Origin of the sequence: Priestia sp. BR_2 (assembly GCF_041954005.1) — a bacterium.
GTDB lineage: Bacteria > Bacillota > Bacilli > Paenibacillales > Paenibacillaceae > Paenibacillus_AQ > Paenibacillus_AQ lautus_A.
The window spans coordinates 24,930-44,683 of sequence record NZ_JAVFHM010000139.1; the positions used below are offsets into that span (position 1 = coordinate 24,930).

General features: G+C 53.8%; 16 protein-coding genes. 9 read left to right on the top strand and 7 right to left on the bottom strand.

All coding sequences use genetic code 11. The annotated features are described in order from the left end of the window. Positions 1 to 37: 37 nt before the first annotated feature. The gene (cls, locus tag RB298_RS05310) at positions 38 to 1,540 is read right to left on the bottom strand and encodes a cardiolipin synthase (RefSeq protein ID WP_036662074.1); all 1,503 of its coding nucleotides are present in this window, start codon (positions 1,538 to 1,540) and stop codon (positions 38 to 40) included. A 201-nt stretch (positions 1,541 to 1,741) separates the two neighbouring features. Here cls and RB298_RS05315 point away from each other — a divergent pair, with 201 nt between their 5' ends. The 5 genes from RB298_RS05315 to RB298_RS05335 all read left to right on the top strand — a co-directional run bounded on the left by RB298_RS05315 (position 1,742) and on the right by RB298_RS05335 (position 7,443). Further along, positions 1,742 to 2,338 carry a TetR/AcrR family transcriptional regulator gene (locus RB298_RS05315; RefSeq protein WP_090909877.1) on the top strand — a complete coding sequence of 199 codons (597 nt, stop codon included), beginning with the start codon at positions 1,742 to 1,744 and terminating at the stop codon, positions 2,336 to 2,338. Positions 2,339 to 2,435: 97 nt separating this feature from the next. Further along, on the top strand, positions 2,436 to 2,777 hold the full coding sequence (locus RB298_RS05320) for a DMT family transporter (RefSeq protein ID WP_096775844.1): 342 nt from the start codon (positions 2,436 to 2,438) through the stop codon (positions 2,775 to 2,777). Continuing rightward, the gene (locus RB298_RS05325; protein WP_009594524.1) at positions 2,777 to 3,091 is read left to right on the top strand and encodes a DMT family transporter; all 315 of its coding nucleotides are present in this window, start codon (positions 2,777 to 2,779) and stop codon (positions 3,089 to 3,091) included. Before RB298_RS05320 ends, RB298_RS05325 begins: the two co-directional genes overlap by 1 nt. 152 nt (positions 3,092 to 3,243) lie before the next feature. Next, positions 3,244 to 4,197, top strand: a complete 954-nt coding sequence (locus RB298_RS05330) for a TetR/AcrR family transcriptional regulator (RefSeq protein ID WP_090909875.1) — start codon at positions 3,244 to 3,246, stop codon at positions 4,195 to 4,197. Positions 4,198 to 4,224: 27 nt separating this feature from the next. Beyond that, on the top strand, positions 4,225 to 7,443 hold the full coding sequence (locus RB298_RS05335) for an efflux RND transporter permease subunit (RefSeq protein ID WP_486046232.1): 3,219 nt from the start codon (positions 4,225 to 4,227) through the stop codon (positions 7,441 to 7,443). Positions 7,444 to 7,526: 83 nt separating this feature from the next. On the opposite strand, the gene RB298_RS05340 is transcribed toward RB298_RS05335, so the two are convergent. Further along, positions 7,527 to 8,204: a TorD/DmsD family molecular chaperone gene (locus RB298_RS05340; RefSeq protein WP_486046234.1), complete on the bottom strand. Its 678-nt coding sequence runs from the start codon at positions 8,202 to 8,204 to the stop codon at positions 7,527 to 7,529. A 343-nt stretch (positions 8,205 to 8,547) separates the two neighbouring features. Here RB298_RS05340 and moaA point away from each other — a divergent pair, with 343 nt between their 5' ends. Beyond that, positions 8,548 to 9,552, top strand: a complete 1,005-nt coding sequence (gene moaA / locus RB298_RS05345) for a GTP 3',8-cyclase MoaA (protein WP_192570385.1) — start codon at positions 8,548 to 8,550, stop codon at positions 9,550 to 9,552. A 122-nt stretch (positions 9,553 to 9,674) separates the two neighbouring features. Here the strand turns inward: moaA and mobA are convergent, their stop codons facing one another. Then, positions 9,675 to 10,319, bottom strand: coding sequence for a molybdenum cofactor guanylyltransferase (gene mobA / locus RB298_RS05350; protein WP_486046236.1), 645 nt, complete (start codon positions 10,317 to 10,319; stop codon positions 9,675 to 9,677). Positions 10,320 to 10,505: 186 nt separating this feature from the next. On the opposite strand from mobA, the gene RB298_RS05355 reads away from it, so the two are divergent. After that, positions 10,506 to 11,741 carry an MFS transporter gene (locus RB298_RS05355; RefSeq protein ID WP_486046238.1) on the top strand — a complete coding sequence of 412 codons (1,236 nt, stop codon included), beginning with the start codon at positions 10,506 to 10,508 and terminating at the stop codon, positions 11,739 to 11,741. A gap of 165 nt (positions 11,742 to 11,906) precedes the next feature. Here RB298_RS05355 and RB298_RS05360 read toward each other — a convergent pair whose 3' ends face one another. Further along, positions 11,907 to 13,625 (bottom strand): glutamine--tRNA ligase/YqeY domain fusion protein, encoded by a 1,719-nt coding sequence (locus RB298_RS05360; RefSeq protein WP_096775839.1) that lies wholly within the window; start codon positions 13,623 to 13,625, stop codon positions 11,907 to 11,909. Between the two features lie 273 nt (positions 13,626 to 13,898). On the opposite strand from RB298_RS05360, the gene RB298_RS05365 reads away from it, so the two are divergent. Beyond that, positions 13,899 to 14,153, top strand: a complete 255-nt coding sequence (locus RB298_RS05365) for a DUF2164 domain-containing protein (protein ID WP_036662061.1) — start codon at positions 13,899 to 13,901, stop codon at positions 14,151 to 14,153. A 48-nt stretch (positions 14,154 to 14,201) separates the two neighbouring features. After that, a complete protein-coding gene (locus RB298_RS05370) occupies positions 14,202 to 14,750 on the top strand; it encodes a GNAT family N-acetyltransferase (protein ID WP_009594522.1) in 549 nt (182 codons plus the stop codon). A 159-nt stretch (positions 14,751 to 14,909) separates the two neighbouring features. On the opposite strand, the gene RB298_RS05375 is transcribed toward RB298_RS05370, so the two are convergent. From RB298_RS05375 to RB298_RS05385, 3 genes are all read right to left on the bottom strand, one after another. Continuing rightward, positions 14,910 to 15,569, bottom strand: coding sequence for an MOSC domain-containing protein (locus RB298_RS05375; RefSeq protein ID WP_486046241.1), 660 nt, complete (start codon positions 15,567 to 15,569; stop codon positions 14,910 to 14,912). A gap of 227 nt (positions 15,570 to 15,796) precedes the next feature. Next, on the bottom strand, positions 15,797 to 16,294 hold the full coding sequence (locus RB298_RS05380; RefSeq protein WP_015737774.1) for a GNAT family N-acetyltransferase: 498 nt from the start codon (positions 16,292 to 16,294) through the stop codon (positions 15,797 to 15,799). Positions 16,295 to 16,376: 82 nt separating this feature from the next. After that, positions 16,377 to 19,754 (bottom strand): GH36-type glycosyl hydrolase domain-containing protein, encoded by a 3,378-nt coding sequence (locus RB298_RS05385; RefSeq protein ID WP_486046243.1) that lies wholly within the window; start codon positions 19,752 to 19,754, stop codon positions 16,377 to 16,379.

Sequence of the window (19,754 nt, forward strand, 5' to 3'; positions counted from 1 at the left end):
TTAGGGAAGCGGCCGTTCCCGGCTTCTTCCGCTGCGTTTACAACAGGGGGGACATCAGCCGGGCAGCGGATTCAAGCAGCCGTGTCATGATTCTCTTTTTGCGGGTATGATGGCGGTCGTACACGATGGCGGATTCCAGGTCATGCTCGAAATCGGATACCAGCTTGCTTACGCTGTCCGTGTGTACGAGCAATGCGTTGACTTCAAAATTAAGATGGAAGCTCCGCATGTCCATATTGGCCGTTCCGATGGTGGCCACCTCGCCGTCGACGATCAGCAGCTTGGAGTGCATGAACCCTTTTTCGTATTCATAGACCCTTACCCCAACATCCAGCAGGGCCGGAAAATAGGAATGGGACGCGAGGAAGGGCAGCCACTTGTCCGGCTTCGACGGAAACAGAATGCGCACGTCAAGACCCGATAAGGCGGCAACCCTGAGCGCGGTAAGAATGTCCTCATCCGGTATAAAATAAGGCGTAGCCAGCCACACCGACTTACGAGCCGACACAATCATGGAGAAAAAAATGTTCTTGAGGGCTCTCCGTTCATTATCCGGACCGCTTGCAATAATCTGTACGGCGCCGCTGCGGTTCTCCAGCAAATCCGGGGAGTAATAGATCGGCTCGTTCGGCTGCTCCCCCGTCATATACTGCCAATCCTGCAAAAATACAACCTGAAGCGTACGGACCGCTTCTCCCCGGACAAGCATATGGGTGTCGCGCCAAAAACCGAATGCTTTGCTGCGGCTTAAATACTCGTCTCCCACATTCAAGCCGCCAACGAACCCGACGCTGCCGTCGATCACGACGATTTTGCGATGATTGCGGTAATTCACGCGGCTCGTGAAGAAGATCGTCTTGGGACTGCCGAACACGGCCACCTGCACGCCCGCATCCCGCATCTCCTGCAGGAAGGAAGGCGGCAGCTGCAGGCTGCCGACGGCGTCCACCATAAATCGCACGGCAATCCCTTGCCTCGCCTTCCGTATCAAAATTTCCTGGATCTGCGTTCCGATCGCATCCGGGCGGTAAATGTAATATTCCATATGAATATGGTGCGCCGCTTGCTCCAGCTCCGCAATCAATGCAGCAAAGGTCTCTTCCCCATCGGTCAGCACCTTCGTGTCGCTTGAGAACGATATCGGCGTGCGCGCAAGCCGGGTGGACAGCTGAAGCAGCTGCTGCACTTCCGGCTTGAAGCAGGAGACGTCGGGTGTGTTCTTGCGCAGGACCTCGCTGGTGTAAACCAGACCGTCCTTCCTCGCCTTTTTATCGTATTTTCTCCGTTTGAAATAGTTCTGTCCGAACAAAAAATAAAAGACGAGCCCGACGATGGGGACAAGCGCCAGCAGCAGGATCCAGGCCATGGTGCTGGAAGGATGGCGATTCTCCATAAAAATCATGAATCCGATGGATACGACGGTCAGCGTAGAGAATATCCCGATAACCGTCCCTGTCGTCTTCCCGAAATAATGCATGCCAAAATAATAAAACGCGAACAATAGCGCGGTGATCAGTACAGCCTCTATTCCCTTTCTCATATCCATTTACCCCTTGTTCTTCATCGTTTCTGTCTTTGTATGCACGATGCTGGTCACACATATTCTACATGATCTCCCCCAGGAACTAAAGACTGTTCTCCTTGGGTCGGCAAGTGCCCGATGTCCCAGAAAAAAGAGATTGACAATGCTGACGCCATTTGATAGAAATATAACTAACGATCGTTAGTTAGGAGGAATTCAATGAGTGCCGCCGACATTAAACAGTCCGCTCTTGCCCACTTTGCCAAAAACGGTTACGAAGGGGCATCGCTAAAACATATCGCCGACGATTGCGGTATCAAGAAACCGTCGATATACGCCCATTTTTCGAGTAAGAAGGATTTGTTTCTGCAAGTGCTCCAGGACGTATTCCATCGTCAGGAGGAAATGATGGTAGCCTATTTCCTTGACCATTCCGATTGGCCGCTGGAGCAGCAGCTGCACGGATTTCTTGAGAATCGTCTCCAAGCTTATCAAATGGATGACGAGGTCCAGTTCTTCATGCGGATGGCCTTCTTCCCGCCTAGCACGCTGTATGACGAAGTGATGGCGATGGTGTATCCGCTGCTGGATCAACAGGAGCAGAACCTGTCTAAGCTGCTTGCCGCGGGCTGCCCGGAGCAGGGCCGCATCATCCGTCATCCGCGCAATGCGGCGATAGCCTTTATGACCTTGGTGGACGGGATCCATCTGGAAACCGTGTACGGCGGGGAAGAACGGGCCTCAAGACGCCTTGCAGCTGCTTGGCCTGTGTATTGGTTAGGGGTAACGAAGCAAAGATATAACCACAAGAGTTAAATCCTGATGGAATGACGCATCCCAAGCAGGAAGTTGTAGTCGAAAGAATTTGTAATGTAAGGTTACCGTTCTTTTCATAAAAGGAGTGACAAACATAATGAATCGCAACTGGGGTTACGTGCTGCTGGCTGGATTGGTTGAAATCATATGGGTGATGGGGTTGAAGCATTCCGCCAACATCTGGGAATGGCTTGGGACCTTGGCCGCCATCGCAGCGAGCTTCTATCTTATTATCGAGGCGGCCAAACGGCTGCCGGTCGGAACCGTATATGCCGTCTTTACGGGGATCGGCACCGCCGGAACGGTCGCGTCCGAAATGCTGTTCTTCGGAGAGCCGTTTAAACTGGTCAAGGTGCTTCTGATCTGCGTGCTGCTTGCCGGCGTCATCGGCCTTAAGCTTGTTACGGCTGATCACGCCGAACCGGAGGTGAGTAAATAATGGCTTGGATTGCGCTTATATTCGCCGGATTATTCGAAATCGGCGGCGTCATCGGCATCAAAGGCGTGTCGGATCGCAAAGGCTGGCGTTATGTACTGATTTTGGCCTTATCATTTGCCGCCAGCTTCTCCCTCCTCTCCTACGCCATGACCGAGCTGCCCATGGGGACCGCTTATGCGATCTGGACGGGTATCGGAACGGCCGGCGGGGCCCTGACCGGCATGTTTCTGTTCGGGGAGCCCAAGGAATGGCGGAGAGTGCTGTTTATCGCCATGATCCTGTGCTCGGCCGTGGGCCTGAAATTGATCAGCTAATATTTTTTCAAGAAAAATCGCAAGTTTTCAGAACCTAACGAAAAGGACGACCGTAGTAAAGTTGAAACGGTCGTTCTTTTTCATATATAATATTTCTTGACCTTATGGTCAATCTAAGAACCGATAAGTTCTCAAGCGAGGTGAGCTATTGATTGGCTGATAAAACGGCAGAAAAACGACAGCAAATTCTCATCACTGCGATGCAGCTGTTTTCCGCGAAGGGCTCTTCGGTTACCTCCATGCAGGAAATCGCCGAAGTATGCGGGATGTCGAAAGGCAGCCTCTATCTTCATTTCAAGTCCAAAGAGGAACTGGAAAAGAGCATTTACAAGCATATCGCAGGCCGGATCAAAGACGAGATTCTCCGGGTCGACCACGATCCGTTGCTTGCGCCTAAGGAAAAGATGCGTAAGCAGACGGAAGTGCTCCTGATCCATTTTCTGGAGATCCGGGAATTTCTCCTGAAGCAGTTCCATGATCAGACGCCGGGAAAACCGCCTTTTGACAAGGAAAACATGCGGCAGGAAATGCTCGCTGCGTTGCAGTGGTTTAACAATAAGCTCAAAAGCATCTATGGACCGGACGTTGAGCCGTATACGATGGAGATCGCCATGTTTATGGGCAGCATGCTGGGCGCGTATATCCGTTTCCTGTTCATGCCGGGATTCCATTTGAATGTGGGAATCACCGCTGATCACCAGATCCAGCTGCTCGATGATATCGTAGCCAGCATACTTCGCAGACGTCCGGAGCCGCTGATCCCGATGGAGGCGGTTGGCCAATTGGGCCAATTATGCCAGACCGACGTTCCCAAACAGCGCCATCCGCTGATCGTCATTAAGGCCATGAAAAGCGAACTGAAGAAGGTTCAGGCCGAGCCGGAAGAGCGGGAAGATGCGATGGAATCCCTCAATATTATGGAGAAAGAGCTACTTGGCCTCCAGCCCAGCCGGGCCGTTCTGAAAGGAATGCTTGCTAACTTGGAGGGAATCGAGGAAATCGAAGCATTGTATACCGAGCTCAAAGGCACCATTTCGACTGTGCTTGAAAGCTATCTTACGCCCGGCGGCATGATGCAGGGGAATTCGTTCAAATTAGAGACATAGAGTTTGGAGAGGAGAGAGAATCGCCTAATGAAAGGAATTATCAATTTCTCGCTGCGCAACAAGTTTGCGATCTGGCTGCTGACCATCATCGTCAGCTTCGGTGGATTGTACGGCGGACTGACGATGAAGCAAGAAACCATTCCGGATATTAACGTTCCGTTCTTGAGTGTCACCGCCATCTATCCTGGTGCATCTCCCGAAGGCGTTGTGGAGGATGTAACCAAACCGCTCGAGACGAGACTCCGCAATATCGACGGCGTCAAAACCGTAACCTCCACTTCCATGGAGAACGCAGCGAATGTCATGGTTGAGTTTGATTATGGTAGTGATCTGGACAACGCTACGGCGGCTGTTCGCGAAGCCATCAACGAGGTAAAGCTGCCTGACGACGCCCAGAAACCTACCATATCCAAATTCAGCATGAGCTCCATGCCGGTTGTCTCGTTAAGCATTGCTAACAAGGACAACATGGAATTGGATGAATTGACCCGCATTACGGAGAATGACATCGTTCCCGAGCTGGAGGATTTGGACGGGGTTGCTTCCATCCAGGTAGCCGGCCAATTCGTGAATGAGGTACAGCTTAAGTTTAACCAGGACAAAATGAGCGAGCTTGGCCTGACCGAGGATACCGTCAAAGGTATCGTGCAAGGTTCGGCGCTGTACGCTCCGCTCGGCATGTTCGAAATGGAAAAGTCCCAAAAAGCCGTTGCCGTTGATGGCGGCATCATCGGCATCGACGATCTGAAGAATATCGCTATTCCGGTCATTCCGGGTGGAGGCGGGGCGGATGCGTCTGCCGGTGCCGGTGCTCCGAATGCCGGTGCAGGCCAGCAGCAACAGCCGCCTGGCGATGCTGCAGGGGCCGGCCAGCAAGCCGTGCCTGGTGCTGGCGGTGCTGGTGCTGGCGCTGGTGGACAAAATAGTGCTCCTGGTATGCCAACCGGCATTCCAACCGTCAAACTGAGCGAGATTGCCAAAATTGAAGTGATCGGCTCCTCGGAATCCATCTCCCGCACCAACGGGAAGGAATCGATCGGTATTCAAATCGTAAAAGCAAACGATGCCAACACGGTTGACGTCGTGAACCAAGTCAAAGACAAGGCCGAAGAATTGAGAGGCCTGTATCCTGGCATGGATCTGACGATCATGCTGGACCAAGGCAAGCCGATTGAGGACTCTGTCCATACGATGCTTTCCAAGGCATTATTCGGTGCGTTGTTCGCCGTTCTGATTATTATGGTCTTCCTGCGCAACATCCGTTCGACGATTATTTCCATCATTTCGATCCCGCTGTCCCTGCTGATTGCGGTTCTGTGCCTGAAGCAAATGGATATCACCCTGAACATGATGTCGCTCGGTGCCATGACCGTTGCCATCGGCCGGGTTGTCGATGACTCCATCGTGGTTATCGAGAATATTTACCGGCGCATGTCCCTCTCGACCGAGAAATTGAAGGGCCGAGAGCTCATCAGCGCCGCTACGCGCGAAATGTTTGTGCCGATCATGTCCTCCACCATCGTGACCATTGCGGTATTCCTGCCGCTTACATTGGTCAGCGGCATGGTAGGAGAGCTGTTCATGCCGTTTGCATTGACGATGGTGTTTGCCCTGCTTGCTTCCCTGGTCGTGGCGATTACGCTCGTACCTGCCATGGCGCACAGCCTGTTCCGCAAAGGCTTGAAGAACACACATGATCATGAAGAGAAGCCGGGTGCCATGGCCCGCGGCTATCGCTCCATCTTGAAATGGACCTTGAATCACAAAGCGATTACCTTCCTGGCAGCCATCGTGCTGCTCGTTGGAAGCTTGTTCTTGACCAAGTACCTGGGCGTAAGCTTTATTCCGGAACAGGAAGACAAATACGCGATGGTCACCTATTCACCTGAGCCTGGCGTAATGCTGGAGGATGTTGAGGATCGAGCCTTAAAAGCCGAGAAGCTGATCCTGGATCAACCAGGCGTGCAATCGATGCAATACTCCATCGGCGGAAGCAATCCGCTGGGCATGGGCTCCGCCAATTCAGGATTGTTCTACGTTATGTATGATCCGGACACGAAAAACTTCGAAGACGTCAAAAAGACGCTCATCGAAGATCTTGCCAAGGAAGTGCCGGACGGCACTTGGTCCAATATGGACATGGCAGCCGGCGCCTTTGGCGGCAGCCAGCTGACGGTGAACGTCTTCGGCGACTCGCTGGAGCAGATCAAGCCGGTGGCCGATCAAATCGCAGAGCTTGCGAACAAGGATACCGCGACGTTTGAAAATGCGGAAACCAGCTTGTCCGAAGCGTTTGAGCAGTACACGCTGGTAGCCGATCAAGAGAAGCTCAGCTCACTGGGCCTGACGGCCGGACAGCTGGCCATGAAGCTGGCTCCGGTACGGGAACGTCCGGTCTTGACCGAAGTCAAGATCGAAGACAAAACCTACAATGTTTACATTGAAGCGGACAGCAAAACCTATAAGAGCATTAAGGAAATCGAGAACGAAACCGTGACCTCCCCGCTCGGCATCGAAGTACCGATCAAGGATGTGGCCAAGGTGGAAAAAGGAACCACTCCGGATTCCATTACGCGCATCGACGGTAAAATGGTTGTGAGTGTCACAGCCGACATCCTGTCCAGCGACGTAGGCTCGGCTTCGACCAACCTGGAGACCGAAGTGAACAAGCTTGAGCTTCCAGACGGCGTATCCGTCCAATTCGGAGGCGTCACCGAGCAAATTAACGAAACCTTCGGACAGCTCGGGCTCGCCATGCTGGCAGCCATCGCTATCGTATACTTTGTACTCGTGGTTACGTTTGGCGGGGGACTCGCTCCATTCGCCATCCTGTTCTCGCTGCCGTTCATTGTCATCGGCGCTATCATAGGCCTGCTCGTCACGGGCGAAACACTGAACGTGTCTGCACTGATGGGCGTGCTCATGCTGATCGGTATCGTGGTGACGAACGCGATCGTGTTGATCGACCGCGTGATCCATATGGAACGCGAAGGAATGAGCACGCGCGAAGCCTTGCTCGAAGCCGGCGCTACCCGTCTTCGTCCGATTCTGATGACGGCTCTGGCAACCATCGGCGCGCTCCTGCCTCTCGTATTCGGCTGGGAGAGCAGCGCAGGCATTATCTCGAAAGGACTCGGCATCACGGTTATCGGCGGTCTGATCAGTTCCACGCTGCTGACGCTCGTGGTTGTACCAATCGTATACGAGTTCCTGATGAAGTTCAGCAAGAAAAGAATCGAAGATTAATTAGAACACCAAACGCCCCGGCCCTCCTAATTCAAGGAGGCCGGGGCGTTGTTCTGTTTGGTGACAATGATATGATTCTGGCGCTAATGCACCAGCATGGCTTCCTTGGAATGCTTCCAGGTCTTCAGCATGTTCAGATCCTGCGCGAGGAATTCCTCCAACAGGCTGAATAACGACTGGTATAGCGGACTTTGCGTGGACCCCTTCAGTTCCTTGCAGAGGGATGGCACCCATGACAACAGATGCTCCTCCAGAAACTTCTCTTGTACCTCCATTAATTGCAACATGCTATCTTCACAATACGTATTGTTCAGCATACGGTCATGAAGCAGCGTCATAAATTCCAGTTCAATGGCTATATGATCGTCCGCTTCGCCATGCAGTTTATTAAAGGCAACACCGGCGGATGCATAACACTCGGCCAAATCCTGAGCGCATCCATCCTTCGTATAATGGGATTCCGCGGCCTGGCGAGGTTTGGACTGCTGAAGCAGCCGGCGGTATTCCGCCCTCTCATATTCGCAAATCCGAACCAATTCCTCAGGCGAGCGTCCGCATAAATATTTCATCAGGTCCGTACCGGCCTTCGAACACTCCGCCGCCTTGCTAATTCCGCTCCCGCGGCTCCATTCCGCAATCATAGACAAGCTGGGCCAATTGCCCAAAAAATCAATCAGCAGCTCGTAGACCGTCCCCCGGTTTTCAAGCCACCTGTGACAGACGTCAGGCACCTCCAAAGTTTGAACAGGTGATATCGCCATATCGAACCTCCTATTGGTAACCTTTCTTGTTGGATGTGATATCCTTGACAGTATATCTTAGATGAACGTCTAATGAAAGCAGTTTGAAATGATTTCCGAAAATTTCGGAAAAACCAGGAAACTTTCGGAAATCTAGAATGTCACTACTCGCTTTCAAGGGGAGAAAGCTTTGGTCCACAGGTTCAATATACAGGATTTAGAAAGCGTTTTCTGTGATACTTCTCACAAATCCTTGAACTTATCCGTGCGGCTTGTCCCGCTGACATGACCCTTACAATGCATTGACTCCTGTTCGGGGAATGGCTACAATGTGACCATGCACGCTAGTAAAAGGGGGATTTCCATGATCGAACCGCTTAAAGATTCCTTCGGTCGTGTCCATGATTATATTCGAATCTCGGTGACGGATCGGTGCAATCTTCGTTGTGTATATTGTATGCCGGAAGAAGGGATGGAATTCCAACCTCACGATCAGATAATGAGCTATGAAGAGATCGCCGCGATCATGCGCGTTCTGGCCCCCATGGGCGTCTCCAAAGTACGCCTTACCGGCGGCGAGCCGCTTGTGCGCAAGGATCTGGAAACCTTGGTCCATCAGATTGCTTCCATTGAAGGAATTCAAGATATATCCCTCACCACCAACGGGATCATGCTCCCATCCAAGGCCCGCCTGCTGAAGGAAGCGGGACTCACCCGCATCAACATCAGCCTGGATTCGCTCCAGGAAGAGCGTTACGCTCGCATCACGCGCGGCGGCCGGGTGCATAAAGTGCTGGAAGGCATTGAAGCCGCCTATGAAGCCGGCCTGAATCCGATCAAGCTGAACATGGTGTTAATGAAGGGCTTCAATGAGGACGAGATTCGCGACTTTATCGCCCTGACGCTTGATCGTCCCCTTCATGTCCGCTTTATTGAATACATGCCGATCGGCCAAGCATCCGATACCTGGCGGGATTCGTACCTGCCGCTGAGCCGAGTAGCCGAAGTGTGCCAAGAGGCCGGCTGGGCCATTCAAGAAGAGCAGGGCCCTTCCGGCAACGGTCCTTCGCGCAATATGAAGGTGGTTGGAGCAACGGGAACGTTCGGTTTGATCCATCCGGTCAGCGATCATTTCTGCGATTCCTGCAACCGGCTCAGGCTGACGGCCGACGGCCATATCAAGGCTTGCCTATATTGGTCGGACGAATTTAACGTGCGCCGCGTCATCGATGACCCCTCGGCGGTGGCGAACCTGTTCCGCAAAGCGCTCGGCGCCAAGCCGCTGAACCATGAAATGGCGCTCGCGCTGGAGAAAAAGGCCCAAAGCCATACTCCTACGGCCCGGCGCATGTCGCAGATCGGCGGATGAGCTTTTGCTCAGCGCATGAGAGCAGAATCAGCATAACCAAAGCAAACCGCCTTTATATACTAGAAAGCCCCGCCAAGCATTCGAATGGCGGGGCTATTTTTATAGGATGCGTGCAGGGACGATCATTCTTCCGTATTCAGCAGACCGCCTGCAGCCTCGTAATCCACGGGCGTATTCATGTTAAATAAGATTCGGCGCGGATCAAGGCCGGTAACCTCCGCTAATTCCTCCTCATTCGCAAAGACGGCATTCAGCTCCTGCACCCACTCCACCATGCGGAGCTGCCCCCGGATCAGCCTGCGCTCAAGGCTTTCCGCGGTCTCTCTGCGATACGCTGCCAGCAGCGGGTGCATCCTTCCTTCCACGACCGGGATTACGGCCTCAGCCGTGTCCTGCTTGTTCGCCAGATCCAGCAGCCCCTGGAGAAACCGCTCGTGGATATAAGGCATATCGCAAGCTGCGACCAGATTCCATGTGCTCCGGGAAGACTTCAGGGCGGCGTGAAGGCCCGCCATCGGACCTTGTCCGACATAAAGGTCGGGGACGCATTCCAAGCCGAGGAATTGATAAGGTTCCGGGTCATTGGCAGACAGGATCACCCTTCCGCTGACTTTGTCCAGCGCGTGGACCGTCCGTTCAATCAAACTCATCCCCTCCATGGGCAGCAGCGCCTTGTTTCTCCCCATTCTCCGGGAGGCTCCTCCAGCAAGGGCGATGCCCGTCACTTGACCCGATGGCAGACGAACATCTTGGGAGTGAACGCCCATATGCTCCACCAGCCTTTCTTCGTTATAAAAAATCGGATTCAGTTTATAGGTTAATATCCAGAATAATGGAAAATCATTTAAAAGATGGTTTGTATCCCTTTTCAATGCGTGATACATTGAAAGGAAAGCGGCTTTTTTCTTATACCGCGATTATGGATTGTATTCGGTTTGAAAGGAATGACCTACTTGCGGAATATGGACAATGCTCAACCTTCGCTGACATCGCTCAAGCTGTTCAACTTCTTCATTTACGGAACCATGGTCATCTTCACCGGTTTCTTCCAGTTGTATTTGCAAGATATCGGCATGAGCAAAATCGAAATCGGCAGCCTGATGGCGATTGCGCCATTTGTGTCCATCTTCGCCAATCCGTTCTGGGGATTCTGGAGTGACCGGGCGGCCAACATCAAACGCGTGCTGCTGATCATGATGACCGGTACGCTGCTGCTGGTTCAGCTTGTTTTTCAGGCGAATACCTATGCAATGATATACATGACGATGATTTTCTTTTATTTTTTCCAGACGCCGATGTTCTCGCAGACGAATTCGCTCATTCTGACCTATATTGATGGAACCCAGCAAAAGTTCGGCTCGTTCCGGCTGTGGGGCTCGCTCGGATGGGCGCTGACGGCCATCGCTGCCGGGCCTGTCATCGACCGGCTCGGCTCGGGACGCATCGCCATCGTGTTCTCGATCATGCTGCTGGTGGCGGCCGTGTTCATGTTTACGCTGCCCTCCATTCAGAAAACGGCTGCATCGGCATCGGTCAACCTCAGGGGACTCAGCAGGCTGTTCCTGAACTCCTATTTCGTCTGGTTCATCCTGTTAGGCATCATGGTATCCATCCCGAACACGGCGAACAATACCTTTATGTCCCTATACATTCTGGAGCTGGGCGGGTCCAAGCAGACGGTCGGCCTCGCCATCTTCTTCTCATCGATATTCGAAGTGCTGGTCTTCATTCTGTTTGACCGCTTCCTGAAGCGGAAAATCAACGTCCTGGTCGGCTGCCTGACGATTGTCAGCCTGCTCTTCGCACTCCGCTGGCTGCTTATGGCCGAAGCCAACAGCCCGCTGGAGGTCGCCTTCATTCAGCTGCTGCACTGCGTTACCTTCGGCGGCTACTTCTATGTCGGCGTTCAGCTGACGATGCTGTTTGTTCCGACGCCGTACCGCGCCTCCGGCCAAGCGATCTATACCTTAAGCTGGAGCGGCATATCCGGTGTCATCGGCGGCCTTGCCGGCGGCTGGATGTTCCAGAACTTCGGGGCGCAGGCCATGTACCGGACCGGTACGATGCTCGCCATCGTGGGTGCCATCGGCTTTGGCTGGATGTGGTATAACCTCCGCAGGCACGGATACCAGCCGCTGCACCCGGACGATCCCGAAGAGGACGAGATCGAGGAGTACGCTGCGAGTTAACGCGAAGTTATCTCCCGTACGATTTCACTTCCAAGATGATATCACCGTAAATATAACAAGACTCGAATGAATCCTGGAACGGAATCTTCGAGTCTTGTTTACGTTTAGGGGCCAGGTCGACCTGATCAGCGCCTACCCGTGCCCTTTTTTTATTCTCTGGCTTGTTTAGTTCTTCGGAAGCTGGAACGAGCTCTTCAGGGAAACCACGCGGTTAAATACCGGACGTCCTGGCTGCGAATACTTCGAGTCGACGTTGAAATATCCGTGGCGGAAGAACTGGAACTTGTCCTGCGGCGCAACATCCTTCATATTCGGCTCCACGAAGCCTTGTACGATTTGCAGCGAATTTGGATTGATGTCGTCCAAGAAGGACTTCTCGGCAGCTGCCTCCTCCGCTTCGCCTGCAACCTCGTGCACCAATTCCGCTTCTTCGTCTTCGTCCTTGAACAGCGGCTCGAACAGACGGAATTCGGCAGGCACGGCCTGCGTGGCCTCCACCCAGTGAATCGTCCCTTTCACCTTGCGTCCGGTAAAGCCGCTGCCGCTCTTCGTCTCCGGATCGTATGTGCAGTGAATCTCGACGACCTTGCCGTTCTCGTCTTTGATCACGTCATTGCACTTAATGAAATACGCATGCTTCAACCGGACCTCATTGCCCGGGAACAAGCGGAAATATTTGCTCGGCGGATCTTCCATGAAATCCTCTTGCTCAATGTAAATCTCGCGCGAGAACGGAATCTGGCGGATCCCCATCTCCGGATTCTCCGTGTTGTTCTCGGCATCCAGCCATTCGACCTGACCTTCAGGGTAGTTCGTAATGACCACCTTCAGCGGGTCCAGCACGGCCATCGTGCGGGGCGCCTTCAGCTTCAGGTCTTCACGGATAAAGTGCTCCATCACTTGGCGGTCCACCGTGCCGTATGCCTTCGAAATTCCCGTCTCGAACACGAAATTGCGAATGGCTTCCGGCGTATAGCCCAGACGGCGAAGTCCGGAGATCGTCGGCATGCGAGGGTCGTCCCAGCCGTCTACGATGTTCTCGTCCACGAGCTGCTTCAGCTTGCGTTTGCTGGTGACCGTCTGCGCCACGTTCAGACGCCCGAATTCGTACTGACGCGGCGTGCTGTCCATCTCGCATTCCGCCACGACCCAATCATAGAACGGGCGCTGATCTTCAAACTCCAGGGAGCACAGGGAATGCGTAACCCCTTCGATGGCATCCTCCAACGGATGGGCAAAAGCATACATCGGATAGATGCACCACTTATCCCCTGTATTGTGATGATGCGCGTGGGAGATCCGGTAGATGACCGGATCCCGCAGATTGATATTCGGGGAAGCCATATCGATCTTGGCGCGCAGCACGCGTTCGCCGTTGGCGAATTCCCCTTTGCGCATCCGCTCGAACAGATCCAGGTTCTCTTCCACGCTGCGGTCCCGGTATGGACTGTTCTGTCCAGGCTCGGTCAAGGTTCCGCGCGTTTCGCGGATTTGGTCAGCGGACTGGTCGTCCACGTAAGCCTTCCCTTTCTTAATCAACAGCACCGCGCGATTGTACATCTCTTCAAAATAATCGGACGCGAACCGCAGCTCTTCCCAATCGAAGCCAAGCCACTTCACGTCTTCCTTGATGGAGTTCACGTACTCGATGTCTTCCTTCACCGGGTTCGTGTCATCAAACCGCAAGTGTGTCCGTCCGCCGAATTCATCGGCCAGCGTAAAATTGATCCAAATGGCCTTGGCATGTCCAATATGCAGGTAACCGTTCGGCTCCGGCGGGAAACGGGTAACGATCTCCTTGACTTTACCGGACTTCAGGTCTTCGGTAATAACATTCTTTATGAAATTGGAGGGGGTGCCCCGATGGTTCTCCACGTTGATCAACCTTTCGTCCTGTAATTTCTGTCTATCTCCTGTATAAACGTGTTTCTCTTAAATATACCTGTAATGACGCGATTGTTCAAGGAATTCGGCACTCCCGCGCAGTAAGCCCGCGACTTGGGACAGGGGGGCCGGCAGGCAATAACTACAAGTCCTCAACCTGTTTGCAGAGGCTCCTCCCTTAGCCGGATATAGCGGCGAAAATCATTTTGACGGGGGCTTTTTAATAGGGTAGCATGGAGAGAAAAACAGTTGAAGGAGGCCGGCGATCATCTTATGAAGCCCAGCAAATTTCCAAAGGAACAGCGCGAACAGCTGATTGAATTGGTGCAGGAATACTTTGAAACGGAACGCGGCGAAACCCTCGGAAATCTGGCCGCAGAGAGTGTTCTTGATTTTTTCGTGGAGACCTTGGGGCCTCATCTATACAATCAAGCGCTCAGCGACTGCCGAACGGTTGTCAATCAGCGCATGATTTCCCTGGAAGAAGATATTTACGCATTGGAGCAAAAAGTGAAGCGAACTCGTTAGAGGTACATATACTTTATACTTCGCAATGGAGAACAAAGGAGATACCGTATGTTTGGATACACATTGGACGATCATGTTGAATTGCGCCCGCTTGCCATCGAACATGCACGGGCGATGTTCGAGATTACCGACCGGTCGCGTGACCGTCTCCGCAAGTGGCTTCCGTGGGTGGATGCCGTCACCGAGGTTAACGATACCCTCAACTATATCAAGGGTGCCATGAAGCAAGCAGCCGACAATGGCGGCTTCTCGGCAGGCATTTGGGTGCGCGAGGAGCTGGCGGGCACGATCTCGTTTCACGAGATCGATTGGAACAACCGCTCGGTCGGCATCGGCTACTGGCTGGATCAGCATTTTACGGGGCAAGGCCTGATGACAAGCGCGTGCCGCGCGTTCACGGATCACGCGCTGATGCGCATGGGCCTGAACCGGGTGGAGATTCGATGCGCAACGGCTAACCATCGCAGCCGGGCGATTCCGGAACGTCTGGGCTTTGTCCTTGAGGGAGTCATACGGGAAGCCGAGAAGCTGCCCCAAGGCTATGTCAACCATGCGGTCTACGGCATGATTCAGAGCGAATGGAAGCGGATGAGGTAACGCATACGGTTTAGCTTCGCCGGTACTGGCATTTTCTATCATCCCAATAAGAAAACGGCTTGTATCCTACCAAAAGGACGCAAGCCGTTTTTGTTGTCCGTATGTGTTCTAGAACGCGGGCGAACCTTGGCTTAGAGCTTGGCAAGAGTCCGCGCGACTTCAATCCTGACGGCTTCGGAAGGTCGCCAGCCATGTCCTGAATTGCGACTTCAAGCTTGAGGCGAGTTCGTCGATCTCCAGCATGCGCTCAAGCCCTTGTTCATCCTTTCGCCCGTCCTTCATCATGCGAAGCACTTCCAGCACCGTGATGCCGGAAGCTTGGGAATCAAGCCGGGTAACGGGGGAGTCTGCGCTGACCCTTCCTTCCTCGAGCACGCGGAAATAAAAACCGCTGTAACCCGTGTTCAGCACCCTTGCCGGCATGTCCTTGACGCCATGCTTTTGCGACAGCTTAAAGCAGGGATATCGGGGCTGGCTGACCTGCAGCACCGCCCCCCCTATCCGGTATACATCTCCAATGCAGACTTCATCCTCCAGCAGCCCTCGCAGCGTCAGATTTTCGCCGAATGCGGCATACGGCATCGGTTTGCACAAGGACCGTTCCCAGTACGGATAATGCTCCGAAGGGTACGCGCACACCGCCTTATCCAAGCCGCCGTGATTGATGAGATCGGCTTGGCCGTCCCCTTCGAAATTCAATGAACTTAGGAACAGGGGACCTTCCACAGGCTGCTTATAAATTCCGGTAGACAGGTCCTTCCCCTGGTAATCCACCGTTACAGGCTTTCCAACGTTCAGCGATACAATGCCCATGGTCATGGAAAAACAACCTCCGCTATCTTTCTTTTCATCTACTATATGCAATCGGGTATGCCCTTGTCCAGAAGCCGTTTCAGTGGGAGGACCCCAAAAACAAAAAGGCCAACCAGAACTCTCTGGTTGACCTAATCATACGAACAGCCCGGCAAAGCCGCCGGACTGTTCAACCCTATGATCTCATCTCTTTTGCATCCGTGAACCGGACCAGGGCGATATCCTGAGGGGAATCATGATAAGAAGTAACACATTAAAATATCATCAACGTAACGTCCATCCACGTAAAACTCCCGAATCAGCCGCCCCTCTTCCTTAAACCCGCAGTTTCTGTAAAAGGAGAGCGCGCCCGGGTTGCTGGACAGCACCCGCAGCCTCAGCTTCGCAATGCCTTCCACCCGCGCCATATCCTTCGCCGCCTCGATCAGCCGCTGTCCGATGCCCTGCCGCTGATGGGCAGGGTGGACCGCGATGTTCAGCTCGAGCACATGGCGATTGCTGTTAAGGCCTGTGGGCGAACGGAAGCCGACGTAACCGCACAGCTCCCCCTCGTGCAGCGCAACAAGCTGCGTGCCTGGCGGGCACTGCAGAAGATAATGGTCCCGCGAGCTCCATTTCAGGGGCTCCGGGGCCGTATTGCGATCCCATACCAGTTCGTCGAGTTCCATAAGCGCAGCGGCATCCTTCATTTCCGAGAACCGGATCGTCACTGTCTCTTGACGGGTCTTCATCGACATCCCTCGCTTCGATAACCATTCCCTCCATTATAACAGACCGGTTCGGTTCCTGCAGACGAGTTTCACGGGTTACGATTTATTGTTCATGAACGCCGCCGTAAATATCCACGACGCAGCCTTGTTCGTCATTTCCGGTCAACCGCTTGAAATCTTCGCCCGAGATGCGAACGCCTCCCGTGCGGTAGCGGTTCTGGATCGTATTCGCGGATACATCCTGCCCGTTAATCGTGACACGGGTCCGCTCGGCGCCATCCATATGATAAACGAATGTTACCGGAACGCCGGCATAGTTGAATTGGAACTCCAAGCCATCCAGCGCCTTCGGCAGAACCGGGTCGATCACCAGGTCGCCTCCCGCTTCGCGGATGCCGAGCGCATTGGAGATCAGCTGGTTCATGTAGATCCCCGGACCGCTGGAATAAATCCGCCATCCCCCTTTGACAGGTATGTCTCCGCTGCGCAGCGCATCAAACGATTCCTGGGCTTCGTAGCGCGTGTTGAACTTTCCGTCCGAGCTGCTGAAATAAGCATTGCTCTGGCGCAGCTCCGCATTCGGCACGACCTCGGTGATGCCGATCGGGTTGATGCGCTCAAGCCCGCTCCAAACCTCGCTGCTCTTGCCGAGCTTGGCCATGGCTTCGACAAAGCGGATATGCGCATGCACATATTGAAGGCCAACCTCCCGGCCGAAATTCGCCGCTTGCTCCGCCCGCTTAAAGTGCGTGCTGACGCCACCGGCATATACCGCCGGGCGGTTCATCAGCCTTACGCCGTCCGGACAGAACAGCTGCTCCCGGATAATCTCGTAATGGCTGGCCGCCTGCTCCGGGGTCAGCAGCTCGCTGATCATGCTGCGCGTCATCGGCAGCAGGCGGTACTGGATTCCCGTTTCCTCATCGGACGGATGCAGCAGGAATCTGCTCTGCTCCTTGCTCTCCATATAGACAAAGCCCGGAATGACTTCGGAGTTCAGGATATACGTATTGAAATCCCGCTGAATTCCTTCCGCGAGTTCCCCCATCGCACCCGACATCGCTTGATCCACGCTTTCCATGACGCGGGAAAACTGGTTCAAGGTCTGATACGTCAAGGCGACCGTCCAGCTGCTGACCATGAACTGCTTCAGCTGGGCGTTAGCCGGCTGCAGCGTATCGTCCCAGTCCCCGTCCCCATAAGAAGACAGATGGGTACCATGTAGGAAATGCTCCTGAATATAGGCTATTTGCTTCTTCACGTGTTCAAGCACGGTGTACGTCCGCTCCGTAAAATCGAAGCTGTGCTTTCTCGTGTATGGAACGGCCGACTCCAGGACGCTGTAATCGTTGGTAACGGCCAAATAATCGCCCAGCACCTTCAGCGGCCATACGATGATGTCGCCGTGGCTCTCTTCCTGCTGGATATGGGCATACTTATCAAACATGAACCACTGCGGCCAGTTTCCGTCATCCTCATATTGGTGGGAATACACCTCAAGCAGGATATCGCGGACCTGCTCGTATTTATGCGTGGCCATGAAATATTCCACGGGTCCCTGGCATACATCGCGCGTTCCCCACGCCGCACCGCCGTACTGTTCCAACCCGTGCGGCACCGAATAATGGACGAGCATGTTGTGCGTATACCACCAGGCAAGCGCATTGACTTTGAATAAACCGGCATCCTGCCCGTTGTTCAAGCTCAGATGGAACCCGTTCATAACGGATGCGTAAAACGAACGATAGTTTGCAATCTCCTCATCCGCATTCCGCGCCTCGATTGGAGCATCAGCTGCATCAAGGCTGCCTTGCACCGTCATGGCCCACTCGGCACTCTCGGCGAGCTCGAGCACCGTTAAGGAAGCACTCCCTGGCGCGACGTTGCTTGCCAGACAGGTCTCGTCCGTCACCTGGATATCGGCTCCCGTCACCCCAAGCCGATAATGCAGATCCTTGTACACGGACGCGCTCAGCGAAGCCGCGTCGGCACGGAACGTGAGGACGCCGTCTTCCTGGACCACATGATACGGCACTTCATATTCGTTGACATCCATCGTCATCTGCATGGTCACCAAATAACGGTAGGCTCTTCCGCTTTCGGAACGGACCTGAAGCGTAACCTCCGGTGCCGCGGCGGACGTGAAGTTCGTGATGATCAGCTTGTCGTTTTCGGTTTTGTAATACCAGCGTACATAGTTAAACCCGATCTCGAACACGGACGGCATCGTCAAGAGGCGGTACTGTCCGTCCATCTCGACATAGATCCGTTGTCCGGAAGTCTTGGGCACGTTCAGCGCGTTCCGCGCATGACTCATCATTTTGTTAAAGTTCGTGTTTCCCGTCACCAGCTGGGAATTAAACACGCCATACATGTAGGAGGTGGTCGTGATGACCGGGCTGCCCAGCTTGACGTTGTTGCCGCTCATCAAGATATGGCCGTGCGGACGCTCCACGCGAAGCTCCTTCTCCTTCAAGACGATATGCTCATAGGTGTCCGTGAAGAACGAAAGCAGCGTTTCCCCGTCTCGCTCCTCTTGGCGGCGTACAGGATACAGTGCGTTCAGTTCGTCTGCCGTCAGCGGCACGGACTGCAGAGGTTCGCCGAAGCGGTCGGAACGTTCCATCTGCGGCAGCTTATTGCCCGCATCGGTCAAACGGCGTGCTTCCGCCTGCTGCCAGGCGGCCTGGAGCTCCTCCTGGTATTCGAGCGCAGTGACGGCATCCGGATGATCCTCCTTAAACAAACCGTAGAATACGAACCGGGCCGTCCCGTTCAACGTTACGCGAGGGGACTGCAGAGCCGTATAGGCAAACTCGTATTGATATACCTCATTCGGGAGGTTCTCTTTGAATAAAGCCTCTGCCCGATTCGTCTCTTTATAGGAAAGACCGAAGAACTGAAAGCCGTCCGTGGCATACCCGACCGCCGATGTCAGCGATCCCTGCTGAAGATAAGGGAAGACGCCACCCTGCGGCTGATTTTGGCGGGAGCACACGACATAACCCCGATCTTCCTGACGGAACACGGCATGGTCGATGTATTGGGACAAGTACGCTTCATTGTTTCGAACGGCGCCTGGAAGGGCAATCCCGATATCCTGTCCGTAAACGACGTCGGCTTGTATTCCTTCCCCTTGGAGCTCGATGTCCCAAAACCACGCACCGGCATCCGTCGGGGTAAACCGTATCGTATAGGCCACTCCCTTGACGCTGCCTTCCCACATCATCCGGTTATCCGCATGCGTGACCACGCTTCGGGAATGCACCCCGAGCATGGGAACGGCCTCGATGCCGTCTTCGGTATGGATTCTCAGAAACAAATTGTTGAGGGCGCCGTCAATCGAATTGGAGAGCAGTTGATTGATCATCGTCGTGCCGTAAGCAGCTTGATAAAGATCCCCGCTCGGCAAAAAGGTAAACGTCAATTCTCCCGCCTGGAGTACAACTTTCGCATCGTTCATTACATGATTGGCTGTCAC

Bases quoted from the DNA above. Each gene is read 5' to 3' on its own strand.
- cls (WP_036662074.1), bottom strand. From the start codon at position 1,540: ATGAGAAAGGGAATAGAGGCTGTACTGATCACCGCGCTATTGTTCGCG.
- RB298_RS05375 (WP_486046241.1), bottom strand. From the start codon at position 15,569: ATGACCATGGGCATTGTATCGCTGAACGTTGGAAAGCCTGTAACGGTG.
- mobA (WP_486046236.1), bottom strand. From the start codon at position 10,319: ATGGGCGTTCACTCCCAAGATGTTCGTCTGCCATCGGGTCAAGTGACG.
- RB298_RS05315 (WP_090909877.1), top strand. From the start codon at position 1,742: ATGAGTGCCGCCGACATTAAACAGTCCGCTCTTGCCCACTTTGCCAAA.
- RB298_RS05325 (WP_009594524.1), top strand. From the start codon at position 2,777: ATGGCTTGGATTGCGCTTATATTCGCCGGATTATTCGAAATCGGCGGC.
- RB298_RS05365 (WP_036662061.1), top strand. From the start codon at position 13,899: ATGAAGCCCAGCAAATTTCCAAAGGAACAGCGCGAACAGCTGATTGAA.
- RB298_RS05320 (WP_096775844.1), top strand. From the start codon at position 2,436: ATGAATCGCAACTGGGGTTACGTGCTGCTGGCTGGATTGGTTGAAATC.
- RB298_RS05335 (WP_486046232.1), top strand. From the start codon at position 4,225: ATGAAAGGAATTATCAATTTCTCGCTGCGCAACAAGTTTGCGATCTGG.
- moaA (WP_192570385.1), top strand. From the start codon at position 8,548: ATGATCGAACCGCTTAAAGATTCCTTCGGTCGTGTCCATGATTATATT.
- RB298_RS05380 (WP_015737774.1), bottom strand. From the start codon at position 16,294: ATGAAGACCCGTCAAGAGACAGTGACGATCCGGTTCTCGGAAATGAAG.
- RB298_RS05370 (WP_009594522.1), top strand. From the start codon at position 14,202: ATGTTTGGATACACATTGGACGATCATGTTGAATTGCGCCCGCTTGCC.
- RB298_RS05340 (WP_486046234.1), bottom strand. From the start codon at position 8,204: ATGGCGATATCACCTGTTCAAACTTTGGAGGTGCCTGACGTCTGTCAC.